We start from the raw sequence: 19212 nt of genomic DNA on the forward strand, positions 1-19212 counted from the left end.
CCTTTCATTTTTGAGTAAGCGTTTACATTCCTTTTTTAAAAAATACTCCTTCCTCTGAAAGTGCAATGCTTAACCCTGATAAATAAAAAATAATTGTGCTTTTAATATAACAAATAATAGCTAAGAAAGCAATAGGAAACAAGTAAAATTAACGAAAATTTTCTCTATTCTGACAAAAATAGGCTCCAAATTTAGAGTCTTTCTTTACAAATGTAAAAAAGGATTCAGCATTCAAGAGAAATACTAAATCCTTTCTTATATTTTGCAACAGTTATTTCACATGTTTTGCGAGATCTTCTTGGGCCTTTTTATTCGACTCTTCTTTTTCTTTCATCCATTTATCTTGAGCTTTTTGATATTCTTCTGCTGTTACAGGTTTATCTTGTACATCTAGGTATTTATACAAGAGGGCTTCGCTTGTACCCTTGTTACCAGAGTATGCAAACGGAAGCGTAAATGGTACCATCTTAGACAACATTGGACGACCAGTTTTAGAAGTTGTTGGGATGATCAAGGCACTATCGGTCAACCAAGCTTGGGCAGCAGCATATTTCTCATAACGTTTTGAAACGTCATTCACTTCTTCACCAGCTTCCACAACCATTTTTTCGTAGTCTTCCAAACCAACTTGCTTAGCTGCAGCGTTGTTTGTTCCAGAGTCAAATCCTAGGTAAGTCTTTGTATTTTCTCCGACAGATGGCTTGATGATATCAAGGTAAGTAGATGGGTCTGCGAAGTCTGGAGACCAGCCCACGTTATCTGAGATATCCCAGTCTTCTCCAGCTGCAGTTTCAGCAAAGTAAGTGATATTCAAGACATCATCTTTTTGAAGTTGTTGGATATCGACAACGACGTTCTCTGACCCTAGAGTAGCTTCAAGCGATTGTTTGAAGGATTGAACACGTTGAACTTTTGTTGTATTTGTTTGGTCTACTGGCATATCCAAGTGGATTGGGAATTTCACACCTTCTGCTTGAAGAGCTGTCTTAGCTTTGGCAAATTCTGCTTTGGCCTTATCTGCGTTATAGAGTCCATCTTGGGCATCAGCTAAATTTACATCCTTCCACTCGTCTCCATAAGTCACCAATTTTTCTCTGACCAACTCACCAAAGTTTTTGCCATCTGCTTGAACAAATGTAGGTGGGACAAACAAGTTACGAAGCAGTTTAGTCGCACCACTTGCACCGTTTACTTGAGAGGCATAGGCGGTTCTATCAAAACCAAAGGCAAGAGCTTGACGGAAATCTTTGTTTAGAAGAGCTTTCTTGGTTGATGTTTTTTCTTCATCCGTTGTCTTAGAAGTATACTTATAAGACTGGCGATCAATATTAGTACCTACTAAATAAGTAGTAGAATCTTGTTGTGTGTAAACAATATTGTCTTTAAATGCTTTTTCAGTCTCTGGGTAGCTAGCGCTTGTTGGGAAGAGACGCGCCATTGTAAAGCTGCCATCTTTGAAAGCTTCAGTTGGCTTATTAGTATCTTGACCATCCCAGAAGGATAATTTCACTTTATCAAGATGAACATTGTCTTTGTCCCAATAGTTTGGATTCTTTTCGAACTCGACTGACGATTTGGCTACGATTGATTTGAGTAAGAATGGTCCATTGTAGAGAATACTGCTTGGGTCTGTACCTTTAGCAAAGTCATCCCCTTTAGAGTTCAAAAATTCTTCATTAACAGGAGCCAGAACACCCATTGTTGTCTTAGAATTCCAGAAACTTTCTGGCTTGTTCAAGGTGTACTGAATTGTTTGATCATCAAGAGCCTTAATACCAACTTGTGAGAAATCTTTAATTTCACCTTTCACATAAGCATCCAAGCCTTTGATTGATTCCTGAACAAGATAAAGACCATCAGATTTTTTATCAGCAGCATATTTAAGCCCTGTTACAAAGTCTTGAGCTTTGACTTCTGCGTATTCCTCACCTTCAGAGGTATACCATTTTGCATCCTTACGAAGCGTATATGTGTAAGTCAAGCCGTCCTTAGATACAGACCAATCCTCAGCCATAGATGGCACAAAGTTACCATAGCGGTCATTTTCAAGCAATCCATCAATCACATTACTAGTAATGTCAGCAGTTGCTGCCTTACCAGTTGTCAAATAGTTGAGGTTGTCAGGGTCTGTTTCATAGATATATGAGAATGTCTTCTCTCCTTTAGCGCTCGAACCTGATCCAGAGCATGCAGCTAAAGTAGTAGCCGTCAATAAGGTTACACCTGCAAGAGCAAATAGTTTTGAACTTTTCATCATTTTCTCCTTTAAAACTTTCTATCTATTATAGAACCTTTTCAGAAAGATGTCAACAGAATTTTCAGAATTTTTGTGTTAATTTGGTATATTCTGAAAAGACAAAAAAAGAGAAGGCAGTGATTGTCCTCTCCAGATTTTAGCTGACATCAACCCACTATAGTTAATGTTAATATTGGGGCATTTATTAACATTTTGCAAATCCACTTAATAGATATTGTGAACACGTGAACGCATTTATTCTTGATAAGGATTTTTCTAAGAGAATCCTTATCAAGAATAAAATAATCATACACATACTATTTTGTTAGTCACGCTTAAATATATCCCGACTATAAACTTTATTAGACACATCCTCTAGTGAAGGTTCAAAACGATTGGCTACAATAACATTACTAGCTTCTTTAAATTTATCTAGATTATTTACCACTTTATTACCAAAGAATGTTTCCCCGTCATTCAAAGTTGGCTCGTAGATGATAACCGTAACTCCCTTAGCTTTCAAGCGTTTCATAACACCTTGAATAGATGAGTGACGGAAGTTATCCGAATTACTTTTCATTGTTAAACGATAAATACCTATAACAATCTCTTGTATATTCTTAAATGCATCTAAACTGTCAGTCTCAGATACTCCAGCTTTTTCTAAAATCCGTTGAGCAATGAAATCCTTACGCGTTCGATTGCTTTCAACAGTTGCCGTCATCATATTTTGTGGTACATCAAAGTAATTTGCTAATAACTGCTTACTATCTTTAGGTAAACAATACCCACCGTAGCCAAAGGATGGATTGTTATAATGATTTCCTATACGTGGATCTAGGCCAATACCATCAATAATGGCTTTTGTATCCAAACCTTTCACCTCTGCATAAGTATCCAATTCATTAAAGTAAGAAACACGCAACGCAAGGTAGGTATTGGCAAATAATTTAACTGCCTCAGCTTCCGTTACTCCCATGAAAAGTGTATCTATGTCTTCTTTAATAGCCCCTTCTTTTAGTAGGGAAGCAAATATATTAGCTTTGTCTTTTAAATAAGTATCTTCTAAGTCAGTTCCAACAATGATGCGACTCGGATACAGATTATCATATAATGCTTTAGATTCGCGTAAAAATTCTGGACTAAACAGGATATTTTTATACTGATATTTCTTTCGAACAGACTCTGTGAATCCAACAGGGATTGTAGATTTAATAATTATTACCGCTTTCGGATTAATTTCTTTTACTTGTTGAATGACTGCCTCTACTGCTGATGTATCAAAAAAATTCTTTTTCGAATCATAATTTGTTGGTGCTGCAACAACAACAAATTCTGCACCTTCATAAGCATACTTAGCATCCATAGTTGCTTCCAAGTTTAAATCTTTTTCCACTAAGTATTTTTCAATATAATCATCCTGAATTGGAGACTTTTTTTGATTGATTAATTCAACTTTTTCAGCAACAATATCAACTGCTTTTATTTCGTGATGTTGTGCCAACAACACAGCAATTGATAATCCTACATAACCTGTTCCTGCTACCGCTATTTTCATAATTCCACCTCTGATATTTTAAATTAATAAAATAAAGTTACTTTTCCCAACTTACTCCTTTTCTAAGTGTTTTAGCAGGTATTCCTCCAATCAAGCAATTTTTTTCTACGAAATAACCTGTAACTAAACTAGAATAAGCTACTACAGAACCATCTGCAATCTTACTTCCCTTCAATAAGTGTGCTTCAGCGCAAATCCATACATGGTTACCAATTACAATTTCTTCTGTCATTTTTATTTTTTTCTTACCATCGTAACTCAGTGTATGACCAGCTGAGTCAAAAAGAATAACATTCCAACCTAAAAGTACGTTATTACCAACAACAAGCCTATCAGTACACGATATAAAACAATTTCTATTCGCATAAAAATTATTGCCCAAAATGATGGTTCCTCCTGTAACACTAATTGTGCAACCTTTTGTAATCACCGACTTCCCTTTAAAAATAACTTTTCCTTGTTTCAAATCTATGAGCGATCGATTAGGGGATATTATCTCCGTACCTGAGAAACCAATTCGAACTAAACCAAATTTTACTACTGTTTCTATACTAACTACATTCTTTTTTAAATTTAACAGCTTGACATTATATGCTACAAAAATTGGAAGGTGAATAGCCTGATTAATTGGTAAACACCTAAAATTAAAAAAGATTGTTTTAGGTAGCGAGATCAGATAAGTTAATAAATGTCGAACCTGCATCTATTCCCCCTTATATAAATTTATAAACTTTTCACTTTGTTTTTCGATAGAATAAATATCAATATTCTCAAGAATGCATTGGTAATAGACATTGTAGTTTTCCATTTCTACAAATTTCTTTAAAATACTATATAATGTATTTCCCGATTCATCTGTAAAAACTTCTCCTCCTCCTACTGTTTGCACAATTTCAGGTAATCCACCTCTATCTGAAGTGATGACAGGAAGGCCATTTGCATTTCCTTCAATTACCACTCTACCAAACGGTTCATCCCAAGCAGATGGGACGACCAATACATCTGAATTTTGATAAGTTTTATAGAGGGTTTCTGTATCTTGAAAACCTAAATATTGTATTCTAGGATCACTCTCAATTTCTTTTTGAAGTTTTTCTAAATCTTTTCCTTTTCCTACAATTTTCAAAGAAATTTCCGGACTAGTTAGTTTTTTAAAAGCCATTACTAAGTTAAAAACGCCCTTTATTTCAAGTATAGAACCTACAAAAAGAAAATTCGTTTTTTCTGGATTTCTTTTTGTCTTTTGCTTTTGTTTGATAATATTTTCCAATTTACTCTTTGAAAATATAACAGCATTTTCAATGACCATACATTTTTGAGAAGATGGGTTAATAAATCCTTTATTGATAAAATTATTCAAAGTAAATGCTGATGGTGCTGTTACTATGTCTAAGTGTCTTAAACTTTTCTTAACAAAAGGTCTATATATTCTATTTAGAAGTTTAATAAGAGCAATATCTTTCTCACCCCATGGATATTCTAGCCAATAGTCTCGCAATGTCCAAATGGTCCTGATATTTCTCTTTTTAGCTTCTTTAACTATTGATAAAGACATTCCTGAAATTGTATTAAAGTGAACGATATCTGGTTGTACTTCCTCAATGATATTGATAAATTTTCTTTTTGCAAATACATTATAGGTTTCAAATATTTTATAGAAAAAATGTTTAGCTGGATTCTTCTTGGCACTGAAAATATAGTGAAGACTAAAAAGCGGAGTTCTTCTTCTAAAAACCTTAACTCCATTAATAACTTCCTCAATATCAGAATCAATAGCATCATCAGAGTATGCAAATACCTCATGTCCTTCTTTTACAAGTTGTTCAGCTAGGAATTTGGTGCTCTTTTGTGCTCCTCCTTCTTCATTATAGAACATATTCACAAATAAAATTTTCATAAATTTTCACCTACTAAACATCATTATTAACTGCTTGTATTGACCTGTTACAAATATTCCTATAGACCAAATTAGTCCCAATACCAGTCCTTGCAACACAAGATTGATAACTACACCCTGTTCAAATCTAAAGCCAATCATATTGAATATAATATATGGGATAACAGTTACAAGGTGGACTAAAATTATTTTTAAATATTTAATTATGTCACTTTTAAAGACTACATGTGATAAAAAGTAGAGATTCAGTGATAGCCCTATTATAAATGAAATAATTAACATAACAGCAATTGTCACTATACTTTTCGATAATAGTCCTATCACAATAGCTATAATATTGAGTCCTGACGCTAATAATCCTACCTTAAATAACAAATCAACACGATTCGAAGCTTGATAAAAAATTCCTATTGGGCTATTAGCCATTTGAATCCAGATACTAGCAGATAATATTTGAAATACTGGAACGCTCTGAAACCAATTATTTCCAAACATAAATGTTATCACATCACTTGCATTAAAAAACAAATACACTGAGATTGGCATTCCCATTAAAAGTAGAATATTAAAAATTTTTGCAAAAACTTCTTCCATTTTTTGTCTATCATTTTGAAAATTCGACATTATCGGATGAATTACAGGTGAAATCACCTGCAATAAAATTTGATTAGGATATAAAGATAACTGGTAGGCCTTATCATAATAACCCAACGCAGCGGGATTAATGAATCTACCAATCAAGAGATTGTCTAAATTTCTTGCAAAGTAGTTTAGAAAATTAAACATAAATTGAAACTTAGAAAAATTTAGAATTTTAACTAACGAAGTTTTCTCTATCTTTTTCTTAAAACTCAACTCAACACTTGAAAAAAACACCAAAAATAATATAGTAGCCTTCATAATATTAGAAAAAATCAGAGAATATACCCCGAAATCATGTATGGCCAGCACGACACCAATAACTCCACTAAAAATATTGGCAATCAGACTCAATAAGTTCATCCGTTTAAAGTTCATGTTTCTTGTTAAAATTGACTGAGGAACAATTGTCATAGTATAAAATAGTACACACATACCTAATAATAAGTACAGTTTGATATAGACTTCATTCCCATAGACTATACTAATTGGATAGCCTATCAATACAAAAACAAACGAAAGAATTAAACCCGAATAAATTGTTAAAGTAAAAATATTATTTAAATCATTTTGAGTTAATGTCTTATTTTGTACAATTGCAGGTCCTATTCCCGAATCTGCCAACATCTGAAAGAATACTAAAAACACATTGACAACCGCTACAACACCATACTCTTCAGGTGTTAATATTCTACTNAATACCGCCGTTACAAATAATTGAATTATGACATTAGAATACTTACCTAAAGCAGTATATAGGATACCTACCTTAAACTTATTACTTATATCCATTAATCAACCTCTGAAAAATCAATATGATAAAAATCTACCATATTCTTGATACATTTATCATTATTATTACCATATACAGCATTCAGATACACCAAACTCTCCTCAGGATTGTCATCTATAGTTAATGGCGTCCCTTTATATCGTGTCGCTTTTACTGTTTTAATTCCATTTTTGACTGCCAAAAAATTCAACCATACATCATCGGCTAGAAAACTGAGTTCCCTGATATTTTTTTTATTAAAAAGATCCTCATTGCGAGTACATGGAGGAAATAATGTCCCACCTCCGCTAGTAAAAAAATTAAAATACGATGGTATAGTAGCTCCTGATATTTCATATTCCCATTGATTATATGGATATAAACTTCCATCAGAAAACAACTTAATTCGATGACATCGCATTGCTGAAACACACTGTGGATAAATTCTATAGGATGCAATCAGTTTCTTTATAGTATTTCGAGGATAAATGATATCGTCATCAACTAGAACAACTATACTGTTCGGATTATCTTTCATAGCATAAAAATATTTTTTATGTGAACGAAGATTCTCATCCACATAGACAATTTCCAAACCATTTTTGATTTCAAGTTCTAGAATACTCTCCAAATTAATGCCTTCAAATTCATCTTTATAAACATACATAATAAAACGATTAGGGATAATTGTCTGATTGAAAATACTTTTAATCATACTTGGTAAATAATTAAGACGACTTGGAATTGTTGTAAACGAAACAATTAGTTCATTTTCTAAATTAGCCTTTTCACCCAAGATGTCAACCGTTTTTTTACTAAAAACTTGTAGATAAATTTTTTTATATAATCTAAATAGTCGATAATAGATGGCATTAAGTAACTTGCTCATGCAACTTCTCCTCTCCACGTGGCCAATATACACAAAGAACAATAATTAACAGCAAAATACTCATAGATGAAGTCTCCATTGTAATATAAATCATAAATGAGGCTAACATAGCCAACAGTGTTTTTGATTCTATTCTATATTTTCCAAGAAACAGATTAATAAGAAGCACTATAAATAAAACACCTGGAAATATACCAGTTCGAGCAAGTATATCTAGCAAGGTATTATGTGCTGAATTAACGATAATCCCATTTGTCCAAGCATTAAAATTAACGTTGAGCCCTCGTCCAAACCAAAAATTCTCTTCAAAAATACGAATCGCTAATTGCCAAATATTGATACGTCCTGAAAAAGTTGCATTTTTGGAAAAAATCGCTGTAAAAGTTGATAAAATTGTACTTTGTGAAAAGATTATAGAAAGAGAAAAACAAACATATGCAGCCATACTGACTAAAGAATACAGTTTTCCTATATTTTCCTTTAATCCCATCAGACGTATGAAAATAAAGAAAATATAGCAGATAATTGCTGTACTGGACTGTGTTAAAAATGATAAAATTCCGAACAATCCTAAAAAAATAATTTCCTTTAGTGATATAAACTCATTCATTTTTTTATTTAATAAGTAAAAACTACCTAATCCAACAATGATATACGGGGTAGCTATGTTCTTCCTTCCTAAAAAGTAAAGTCTATTATCTCCTGTAGGGTGCAAAGAATCGAAACCGACCGGAAAAAGCAATTGAGTTATTACTTGAACACACAAAAACAAGATAAAGGTTAAAAAGAGGCTTTTTATTGTTGTTTTACAATCCAACAATAAAAAGTGTTTCAAAAATGAATATAGTCCTAAAAGGAAAAACTGACCTCCAACGTAGTTAAGGTACAACGTTTGGCTTTGAAAAGCTGCAAATGCTTGAAAAAATAAAAATAGAACAACTAGAATATCAATCAGTGTTACTTTATGCTGTAAAAGAACTTTGGGAATATAATAAAAAGTCACAAATAGCTTAACTAAAGTAGAAAGCAAAGCAAATAAAGTCGCCATTGATACGACTGTGAAAAAGCTGGGTAGAAAATATGCCAGCAACACACAGATTATATATATTTCTCTTTTTGTCATCAATCTAATTTATTCTTTCCTCATTTATAATTGAATTATTTTTATACTTCCAGAATAATATCAACAATCCGTTTACAAGTCATTCCATCTCCATAAGGGTTGCTAGCTTTGCTCATCTTGTTATATTCTGTTTCATCTTCAAGAAGAAGTTTGAAGTTACTATAGATATTCTCTTCTTCTGTTCCTACCAACTTCAATGTGCCAGCAGCGACCCCCTCAGGACGCTCTGTTGTATCACGCATCACCAAGACAGGTTTTCCTAAAGAAGGTGCTTCTTCCTGTACACCTCCAGAATCTGTCAAAATCATATAGCTTTGATTCATAAAATTATGGAAATCAATAACCTCTAACGGTTCAATGATTTTCATTCGTTCATTATCGCCAAAAACTTTACTTGCTAATTCTCGAACCTTAGGATTTTTATGGATGGGATATACAACTTTTACATCTTCGAATTCGTTTAAAATTCGATTAACAGCATTAAACATGTTTTCCATCGGTTTCCCAAGATTTTCTCGTCGATGAGCCGTTAGCATGATTAACTTACTACCCTTTGCCCATTCTAAAATTGGGTGATGGTAGTTATCTTGAACAGTCGTCTTCAAAGCATCAATGACTGTATTTCCCGTCACAAAGATATTTTTTCTGTCCTCTCTTAGTAGATTTTCCTTCGCAACTTCAGTCGGCGCAAAATGATAGTCGGCAATGATAGAAGTTGTCTGGCGATTGAATTCCTCTGGAAATGGACTTTGGAGATTATAGGTTCTGAGACCTGCTTCGACGTGTCCCACTTTGATTCCCATATAAAATGCTGCTAAAGCTGTCGCAAATGTTGTTGTCGTATCTCCATGAACAAGAACAAGATCTGGTTTTTCTTTCTCTAGAACCGCCTGAATTTTATCCAAGATACTAGTCGTAATGGTAAATAGGGTTTGATTTGCTTTCATGATACCCAAATCATAATCTGGGACAACCTTGAACACCTCTAAAACCTGCTCTAACATTTCCTTATGTTGACCAGTTACACACACAAGTGTCTTGATTGAATCATTTTGTTTCAGTTCATTTACTAAAGGACACATTTTAATAGCTTCTGGACGTGTCCCAAAAACCAACATGACTTTTTTCATTTTGATTCTCCCATTAATTTTCTATAAAGTCTCCGATAATTATCCAAAAACAAGGAATAATTAAATTTTGTCTCATAGTCTTTTTTTGCTTGATAAGCGAGTTTTTCTCTAAGCTTTTTGTCAGTCGCAAGCTTTTCAATCGCTCTCGCTAAGGCAACATCATCCTTAACAGGAACAAGAATCCCATTTTTGTTATTGACTACTTCATTTATTCCTGGGATATCTGATGCAACCATCGTTTTCCCATTCATAAATGCTTCAATTACATTTAGAGCCAACCCCTCATATAAAGATGATGACACTAAGTAATCAAAACTATTGATACATTCAACAACATCTTTTCGATAACCTAAAAATATTACTGATTTTTGAAGATTTAATTGTTTCACCTTGTTTTCAAGCTCATCTCGAAGTTCTCCATCTCCGACAATGAACAACGTAATATCCCTGTGTTTCACTAAAGACATCGCATCAATTAGGTAGGTCAATCCTTTTTGCTCTGATAACCTAGCAATACACCCCAATTTGATTCCGTTATAGTTTACAATTTCATCAACTAGCTTATCAGTTTTTTCAAAAACAACCCCATTATAGATTACTGTACCATCAATGATTCCTACATCATGTTTCAAATTATCATTAACCGCTTTACCCACAGCTACACAATACGCTTTTTTTAAGGAAAATTTGTATAATGGTAATTTATTTTTAAATACATTATGTGCAGTGTAAACATGTATCAACTTAGGATTAATGATTTTCAACAAGCGAATATAAAAGGCAGCCATCCGATGATGGGTGTGAACAATGGTAATATCATCATTTTTGATAATTCTATACAAACTTGAAAGTGTCTTTACCATAGTTAGGGGATTCTTACTGTCAACATCTAAAATTTTATGATGTTGAACTCCTTTTGATAAAAGTTTGCTCTCCCATAGTCCACCTGTTGAAGCGACATGGACACTATCAAATTCATCTTTCAAATCAGAACTCAATTGATATACAATACGTTCAGCACCACCAATATCCATTGTACGAGAAATATGTAGAATATTATTTTTTTGATTTTCGCTTTTCATCTAAAACTCGCTTAATAAAAGTAACATTCCCTACAAAATAACGCTTAAAAAGGCGTTTGGGTTCATTAACTACACGGAACAACCATTCCAGATTCAATTTTTGCATCCATAATGGAGCTCGTTTAATGTATCCTGATAATACATCAAAACTGCCACCAACACCCATAAAGACAGCATTAATCCCATTATCCATGAATGATTGGATGATATATTCCTTTTTAGGAGAAGTAATCCCTACAAATACAAAATCTGGTTTTCCCTCTTTAATATCTTCCTGAATCTTTTTTTCATCTTCGGGTGAAAAATATCCGTTTCTATAACCAACAACATTAAGATTAGGATATCTTTGTTTAAAAACTTTTAGCATATCTTGCAAAATTTCTTCTTTGGCTCCAAAAAAGTAAACGGAGTATCCTTTTTTGTTTGATAATTCTAGCAAATTTTGCATCAAATCTATACCAGCTACTCGTTCAGGGACAGGCGCTCCTAAAAACTTACTCGCTAAAACCACTGAAGCACCATCAGCATTAATTATTCCTGATTCATTAACGATTTTTTTGATTTTCTCATCTTCATGGCACTGATTAATTTTATCTGCGTTAACTCCCATCAAGTGCAAAGGATGCTTCTTTAAAACATACTGTTCAACAGCATCCACTGTTTCTTTCATCGTTAATGGATCAATAGTAATTCCTAATATTTGAATTCTCTCATTCATATGAACTATTTCGCTCCATCTCTCATAAATACTACTTTAACTGTCTTCAATAAAATTTCAATGTCTTTCCAAATTGTCCAATCATCTATATAGGCCACATCTAATTTGACAACTTCATCGAAATTCTTGATCTCACTTCGTCCACTGACCTGCCATAACCCTGTTATCCCAGGTTTAAAACTTAGACGACGTTTTTGTTCTGGGGTATAGTGCTCATACTCGTCCACTGTTGGTGGTCGTGTACCAACTAAACTCATATCTCCCTTTAGAACATTATAAAACTGTGGCAACTCGTCCAAGCTAGTCTTCCTTATAAAACGACCAATTTTCGTGATACGAGGATCATCGTCCACCTTAAACATTCCACCCTGCATAGTATTTTGTTCCATGAGTTCTCTTTTTTTCGCCTCGGCATCTACACACATGGAGCGGAACTTATAAAAAGTGAACTGGCGACCATTTTTTCCTATACGCGTCTGAGCAAAAATAGCAGAGCCCCCATCCTTTCGAATCAAAGGAACCAGTACAATACTGACTAGACCACATAGTATCAGACCTACCAGGGAACCGATAATATCAATAATCCGCTTAGCAATCACGTGGCTAGTCTTATAAAATGTTGTAGAAAAAGTCACAACGTTTAATCCTGCCATCTCACGAATTTGCTTGTTACGTGCCAAACTACGATCAAAAGCATTTAGATTGACTGTTACATCAATTCCCATCGTTTCAAACTGAGAGACAAGCTCTCCAATATTGTATTTTTCACTCGGAAGATTGATAAAGACTTCATCGACCACCTCATGAGTCGCAAAGTCTACTATCTCCTCCTCTGCTACTACCTTTAAAGAATTATGCTGAAAATCTGGTTTATCTAAGACACTGACAGCTACCAACTCCCCAACAACCTCATTTGATTCTATTAATCTATCCAGTACCTTTTCGACACGAGAAGTTGCTGTAAGCAAGAGAATCTTCTTACTTCCTTTAAAATTGGGATAAGCTCGCTTCCAATACCACTTGATAAATAGGTTTAGCGCATAGACTAAGAGAGCATGTAATGTGAGGAAGTAAATCATGCCTCGTCTGGAAATACTAAATCGATCCTCTAAGAAAAAATTAGAAATACTAATCGCTAGCGCAAAGAATAAAATATATTTCAATGTCTGGACAAGTTCAAGCAAATATCCCCTTTTAAAGAAATCCTGTCCATAATCACTAATATAAAAGACAAAATAATGGAGGATATAAAGTGCAATAGCTGTTGTTGAAACAATCTCCGTTTCTCTCACAGCGCTAAGTAGATAAGTCAATAAAATAACAAGAAAACTCTGGATTATGGCCAATGAAGGCTTTACTACTTTTCCATTCATCTCTATCCCCCAACCTATTTTTTATTTTTTCCCGTAATCTCCATAATTTCCATAAGAACCGTATTTGTCTACTGAAGTATCGAATTTATTCAACACAACTCCCAAAAACGGCTTCTCTGTGTGTTCCAACTGTTCTTTCGCTTTTTGAATATCTCGTCGATTTGTTTCACCTGCTGCTGTCACTAAAATAGAAGCATCACATTTTCGCGTAATGATAGCCGCATCAATCACGGCACCGACAGGAGCAGTGTCTACAATGATGTAGTCAAAATATTTACGCAAGGTTTCAAGCATTGTACTGAAATTCTTACTTTGAAGAAGAGCTGTCGGATTCGGTGACACAGAGCCAGCCTGAATCACAAAGAGATTTTCGATATTGGTATCACAAAGCCCTTGTGACAGGTCTGTAGTTCCTGATAGAAATTCCGTCAGACCTGTAATTTTATCCCTTGCTTTAAAGACACCTGACATAACAGAATTGCGGATATCTCCATCAATCAACAGCGTTTTGTAACCTGCACGCGCAAAAGCCCAAGCGATATTAGTGGAAGTCGTTGATTTTCCTTCTCCTGGTTTCACAGAAGTGATAGAAAATACTTTCAAATCATCTCCACTTAACTGTAGGTTCGTGCACAAAGCGTTATAATATTCCTCCGCCTTTTTTACAAGATCCAATTTTGCCTGTGAGATTTCTAACGTTGGCATAACTTCCTCCTATTTCATTTTATCCAAATCTGGAACGACCCCTAGAAGTGGAATTTGTAGTACATCTTCGACATCTTCAGGACGTTTCACACGGGTATCGAGTAACTCAATCAAAAGAACAGTAATTACTGTTACGACGACTCCTCCAAGAAAACCAAACAAGGTGTTGCGTCGAACATTTGGAGAAGAGGGAGTCGTAGCTGGTCGCGCTTCTTCAAGTGTCGTTACATCAGATACTCGCGTTACAGCGATGATCTTTTCTGCAGCAGCTTCTCGTAGAGAATTAGCAATGCGACTGGCTTCCTCTGGTTGTTTATCCTTGACAGATATTGAGACGATACGAGTGTCAGCTGGTACAGTCACTTGAACTTTGCTAGCTAATGTTTTTGCTGGCATATCCAATTTCAAATTTGTCGCTACCTTTTCCAATACATCCTGCGAAAGGATAATCTCGCGGTAGTCTTTTACCAGATAAGATCCTGCCTGCAAGTCCTGATTTGTCAACCCCGGCTTATCTCCTTGATTGCGATTCACTACGTAAATACGCGTGGTACTCGTATATTCTGGCTTAACGATAAAAGTGCTATATGCAAAAGCTCCCGCCCCTGTCACAAGTGCCACTAATAAAATAATTAGTTTGCGTTTCCATAAGGTTTTAAATAATTGAAATACATCGATTTCTATCGTATTTTGTTCTTTCATCATTTCTCCTAAATTAGTTGATCCATTACAATTTTTCGAGGATTATCTATAAAAAGTTCCTGAGCCTTCGCTTCTCCGTATTTTTTGGCAATAAGGCCATAGGCTTCTGCCATATGAGGAGGTCTACCGTCTAGATTGTGCATATCACTTGCAATGACATGAACCAAATCCTGCTCTAAAAAATACTGAGCTCTTTTTTTCATGAATTTATAACGTTCTCCAAAAAGTTTGGGTTTGAGGATGTGTGAACTATTTACTTGCGTGTAACAGCCCATATCGATCAGTTCTCGAACGCGTTTTTCATTATTTTCAAGAGCATCATAACGCTCAATGTGGGCAATGACTGGAGTAATTCCCAACATCAAGATCTTGCTCAAGGCACTATGAATATCGCGATAAGGGGTGTTCATACTAAACTCTATCAAGGCATAACGACTATCATTGAGGGTCGGAATCCGCTTTTTTTCCAGCTTATCCAGAACATCTGGTGTGTAGTAAATTTCAGCCCCATAAGCAATGACCAAGTCACTCGCCACTTCCTTAGCTATTTCCCGAACCTGAAGAAAGTTTTCTGCTATCTTCTCTTCTGGAGTTTCAAACATGCCCTTGCGACGATGAGAGGTAGAGACAATGGTTCGCACCCCCTGCCTGTAGGCTTCTGTCAAGAGAGCCTTGCTTTCCTCTCTTGACTTGGGGCCATCATCTACATCAAAGACAATGTGCGAATGAATATCAATCATTTCATTTTCCCTCCAACACGTCTTGAATAGCAGCTTTGACAGATGCAAGGCTACTGTCGTCAATTTCCATCATATAGAGGTTACTATCTGGCATCGCATAGGAAGGAAGATCCATCCGTCCTGTACCTTTCAAGTCTTGCGAATCCACTTTGTAAGTTCCACCACTTTCTAACTGAGCATTGACCAAATTCATCATGGTCTCAAGTGGCATATTTGTTTGGATAGAATCTTGCAAGCTATCAATGATCGTACTATAATTTTTCAGTGCTTCGGTTGACGTTAATTTTTGAAGGATAGCCACAATCACCTTTTGTTGATTGCGCCCGCGGTCACGATCGCCATCTGCTAGGGAGTAGCGCTCACGAACAAAACCGAGAGCCTGTTCTGAATCAAGATGAACATTGCCCACAGGGAATTGAAACTTACCGTGTAGTGCTGTGAATTCCTGATCATTATAAACATCTACCCCACCCAACAAATCAATCAATTTCAAAAACGAAGTGAAGTTCAATCGCACATAGTAATTGATATCCACTCCATAGAGATTTTCTAAGGTGTGGATGGATGAATCAACTCCATAAATGCCCGCATGGGTTAATTTATCTTTTTGATTATTTCCACCGTCTGCGATTGGTACATAGGCATCACGTGGCGTTGTGGTCAAGAGGATCTTCTTGGTATCTCGATTGACAGTCATCAGGATATTGACGTCTGAACGCGACACTGAACTAATCGGGCCATAGGTATCAATTCCACTCACATAGATATTGAAAGACTGACTCTTTGAAGTTTTAGGAGCTTCTACTTTTTTGGTGAATCCCTTGGTATAAATCTTTTTTATCTTCGATGCGTAGTCTGGATACTCTGACTCGATGATATTTTCAAAGACACTATTTAGGACAATGGCCTTAGTCTCCCCTGCAATCAGACTCTTGTAAGCCGCCAAGTAAGACGAACTCTGGTCGACCGTCAAATCGGTATTCTGACTTGATTTGATATCAGCTAGTAGTTTTTGAATATTTTCATTATCAGTCCCAGTCGGCGCTGTCACACTCGTCAGTTGCGTAACATTTCCAACCTCACTATCTGCTAAAACAGCGACACTGATCGAATATTCTGAGTAATTAGAAGTCGCATTTAAACGATTGGTCAGTCCAACAAACTGCTGTACTGCAAAGAGCGACACAGAGCTGACAAGGATAGAGAACACCAACAGAAAAATGGTAAACTTTTCTGCTTTTTTATAGATAATCAAGAGTAGCCCTACCAAGGCAACTAGTAGGACTAACGCAGTTGCCACTAGATTAAGATATCTAAAAGCAAGGATATGGTATTTAAAAATCAAAAACAATAAAAAGCCAGCTAATAATAGATAAACAGCTAACAAGGCTATGTTAACGCTTCGCTTTACTTTCCCCGAGCGAGATCTCTTTGAACGTTTCGTCATGACACTCCCCTATACTATAATAATTAAAGTAATTATATCACAAAAGTAAGGTAAATTCCATTTATTCCCACAATTCTCAGCGTTTTCATTCATTTTTTCTTAGCTATATTTCGAAGTGACCGCTTTCATTATTTAGGAGCTTGAGCAAACAAAAATAAGGTCCCTTGCAAGAGACCTTATTTCAACTTTTTATTTGATATGATTTTCAAATTCTTTTTGACTTTGTTCGATAGCCCTTTTACTTTCTGCTTCCCACTTAGCCTTGGCTTCGTCAAATTGTTTCTTGGTAACAGGGTCTTTTTGCAATCTCATGTACTTGTAGTTATTTCCGTCACCCTTGATTCCCACTAGAGAGTAGGCACGTGTAAACGGAGTTACTTTGGTTACAGAGGCTGTACCACCATTTGACATAACAGACATGACTAGAGAATTGTCAATCATCCAAGCTTGAGCTTCAGCGTATTTTTCATAACGTTTAGCAACATCTTGATTCTCAGCATCTGCTTCTTTTAGAAGTTTTGTATAGGTGTCAAGTCCTAGACTCTTGATGAGTTCTTGATCTTCCTTAGCATCTAGACCGAAAATTTTGAGATAGAAGCCACTTTCAGCATTGAAGGGATCTAGATAAGTTGATGGATCCTGGTAATCACCAACCCAGCCATCAAAGTTCAAATCGTAATCACGAGCTGCTGGATTTGGTGCTAGGAAAGCAACATTCCCAAAGTCATCCGTTGAAAGTTGCTGAACATCAATGACGACATTATCAGAACCTAGTACTGTTTCAAGGGTTTGTTTAAGCGAATTCATCCCAGAAACTGCATTTTTATTGGTTTGATCAACTGGGACATCCAAATGAATCGGGAAGGTCACGCCTTGGGCCTCCAATTCCTTTTTAGCTTCCGCAAATTTTGCTTGGGCCTTTTCCTTGTTGAAGTAACCGTCCTGGGCATCCGCCAAGTTGATTCCTGACCACTCAGTTCCGTAGTTCACAAGCTTAGAAGCTGTTACTTCTCCAAAGGTCTTATCTCCCACCTGGACAAATGTTGGGGGAACAAGGGTATTTCGAAGGGTCTTGCTTGCCGCTTCTTGACCGTTAGATTGGGCAGAGTAGGTCGTACGATCGATAGCAAAGTTAAGCGCCTGACGGAAGTTCTTATTTAAAATCGCTGTTTGCGTTGAGTTCTTTTGTTGATCTGATGTTTTTGCAGTATGGTTATAGGCTTTACGGTTAACGTTAAAGTTGAAGTACCAAGAAGTCTTGTCTTGTAAGCTATAAACAATGTTGTCTTGATATTTTTCTTTCGTCTTGGCATAGCTCGAGCTATTTGGATAAACTCCCGCAAGTGAGTAGGCACCACTTTCAAAGTTTCGGATGGTCATCTCCTGGTCAGAGCCATCAAAATACGCTAGTTTCACTTTCTCAATGGTCACCTTGTCATGATCATAGTAGTTTGGATTCTTCACATACTCGATTGAAGATTTTGATGTGAAATCTTTTAACAGATATGGACCATTATAAAGGATACTGTCTGGCGTCAAGGTCCCAAATTCTTTATCCTTTGATTTCAAAAACTCTTCATTAACCGGGAAAAGGATACTATTGGTTGTCTTTGAATTCCAGTACGGTTCTGGTCGAGTCAAAGTATACTCGACCGTATAGTCATCCAAAGCTTTCACACCAACTGTTGTGAAGTCATTGGTCGCACCTGTCACATAGTCATTCAATCCCTTGATAGAATTTTGAATGAGATCCATGGCTTGCCCCTTGTTGTCCGCAGCATATTTGATCCCCGTGACAAAATCCTGAGCTTTTACTGAAGCATATTCCTCACCATCAGCCGTATACCACTTGGCATCTTTTCTAAGCTTGTAGGTATAGGTCAAACCATCTGCTGAAACAGACCAATCTTCAGCTAGAGCTGGCGTTAGATTGCCATAGCTATCATTTTCTAGCAAACCATCTACGAGATTGGTAATAACAGCAGTGTTATCTGCATAATAATCTAGAAGATAGTTAAAAGTTGTCGGATTCGCACTAAATGTTGATGAGAAGGTGCTTGTATCTGTATTGGACTGTCCACAAGCTGAAAGTAAAATCCCTGTAGCTAGGACTAGACCAGTTCCGATAAGTCTTTTTTTCATTTTGATCATTATTCACTCCTTTATGTCACTTTTTATAACATAGGCATATTTTATCAAAT

Annotated in this window: 16 protein-coding genes; all 16 read right to left on the reverse strand. The window is 35.7% G+C overall.

The window, feature by feature from the left end; all coding sequences use genetic code 11:
- Positions 1-271: 271 nt before the first annotated feature.
- Positions 272-2254 carry a peptide ABC transporter substrate-binding protein gene (locus D8804_RS01505; protein WP_125398582.1) on the reverse strand — a complete coding sequence of 661 codons (1983 nt, stop codon included), beginning with the start codon at positions 2252-2254 and terminating at the stop codon, positions 272-274.
- A gap of 307 nt (positions 2255-2561) precedes the next feature.
- Entirely contained in the window at positions 2562-3794 is a 1233-nt protein-coding gene (locus tag D8804_RS01510) for a nucleotide sugar dehydrogenase (RefSeq protein WP_125398583.1), read from the reverse strand.
- A 37-nt stretch (positions 3795-3831) separates the two neighbouring features.
- Positions 3832-4497 (reverse strand): acyltransferase, encoded by a 666-nt coding sequence (locus D8804_RS01515; protein ID WP_125398584.1) that lies wholly within the window; start codon positions 4495-4497, stop codon positions 3832-3834.
- Positions 4498-5691: a glycosyltransferase family 4 protein gene (locus D8804_RS01520; RefSeq protein WP_125398585.1), complete on the reverse strand. Its 1194-nt coding sequence runs from the start codon at positions 5689-5691 to the stop codon at positions 4498-4500.
- A gap of 6 nt (positions 5692-5697) precedes the next feature.
- Positions 5698-7122, reverse strand: coding sequence for a lipopolysaccharide biosynthesis protein (locus D8804_RS01525; RefSeq protein WP_125398586.1), 1425 nt, complete (start codon positions 7120-7122; stop codon positions 5698-5700).
- Positions 7122-7991, reverse strand: coding sequence for a glycosyl transferase (locus D8804_RS01530; RefSeq protein ID WP_125398587.1), 870 nt, complete (start codon positions 7989-7991; stop codon positions 7122-7124). Before D8804_RS01530 ends, D8804_RS01525 begins: the two co-directional genes overlap by 1 nt.
- A complete protein-coding gene (locus D8804_RS01535) occupies positions 7975-9114 on the reverse strand; it encodes an O-antigen ligase family protein (protein ID WP_125398588.1) in 1140 nt (379 codons plus the stop codon). Before D8804_RS01535 ends, D8804_RS01530 begins: the two co-directional genes overlap by 17 nt.
- 41 nt (positions 9115-9155) lie before the next feature.
- A complete protein-coding gene (wecB, locus tag D8804_RS01540; RefSeq protein ID WP_125398589.1) occupies positions 9156-10244 on the reverse strand; it encodes a non-hydrolyzing UDP-N-acetylglucosamine 2-epimerase in 1089 nt (362 codons plus the stop codon).
- Positions 10241-11326, reverse strand: a complete 1086-nt coding sequence (locus D8804_RS01545) for a glycosyltransferase (protein WP_125398590.1) — start codon at positions 11324-11326, stop codon at positions 10241-10243. Before D8804_RS01545 ends, wecB begins: the two co-directional genes overlap by 4 nt.
- Positions 11301-12044: a WecB/TagA/CpsF family glycosyltransferase gene (locus D8804_RS01550; RefSeq protein ID WP_125398591.1), complete on the reverse strand. Its 744-nt coding sequence runs from the start codon at positions 12042-12044 to the stop codon at positions 11301-11303. The genes D8804_RS01545 and D8804_RS01550 overlap by 26 nt, the downstream gene beginning before the upstream one ends.
- A 5-nt stretch (positions 12045-12049) precedes the next feature.
- Complete coding sequence (locus D8804_RS01555; RefSeq protein WP_125398592.1) at positions 12050-13417, reverse strand: sugar transferase; 1368 nt, start codon at positions 13415-13417, stop codon at positions 12050-12052.
- Between the two features lie 21 nt (positions 13418-13438).
- Positions 13439-14122 (reverse strand): tyrosine-protein kinase, encoded by a 684-nt coding sequence (locus tag D8804_RS01560; RefSeq protein ID WP_125398593.1) that lies wholly within the window; start codon positions 14120-14122, stop codon positions 13439-13441.
- A gap of 9 nt (positions 14123-14131) precedes the next feature.
- Positions 14132-14824 (reverse strand): capsular polysaccharide biosynthesis protein CpsC, encoded by a 693-nt coding sequence (gene cpsC, locus D8804_RS01565; protein WP_125398594.1) that lies wholly within the window; start codon positions 14822-14824, stop codon positions 14132-14134.
- Between the two features lie 8 nt (positions 14825-14832).
- Positions 14833-15564 carry a capsular polysaccharide biosynthesis protein Cps4B gene (cps4B, locus tag D8804_RS01570; RefSeq protein WP_125398595.1) on the reverse strand — a complete coding sequence of 244 codons (732 nt, stop codon included), beginning with the start codon at positions 15562-15564 and terminating at the stop codon, positions 14833-14835.
- Position 15565: 1 nt separating this feature from the next.
- Positions 15566-17011: an LCP family glycopolymer transferase CpsA gene (gene cpsA / locus D8804_RS01575; RefSeq protein WP_125398596.1), complete on the reverse strand. Its 1446-nt coding sequence runs from the start codon at positions 17009-17011 to the stop codon at positions 15566-15568.
- A 189-nt stretch (positions 17012-17200) separates the two neighbouring features.
- Positions 17201-19162 carry a peptide ABC transporter substrate-binding protein gene (locus D8804_RS01580; protein WP_125398597.1) on the reverse strand — a complete coding sequence of 654 codons (1962 nt, stop codon included), beginning with the start codon at positions 19160-19162 and terminating at the stop codon, positions 17201-17203.
- Positions 19163-19212: the final 50 nt, after the last annotated feature.

Origin of the sequence: Streptococcus oralis, assembly GCF_003944215.1 — a bacterium.
GTDB classification, from domain to species: Bacteria; Bacillota; Bacilli; order Lactobacillales; family Streptococcaceae; genus Streptococcus; species Streptococcus oralis_BI.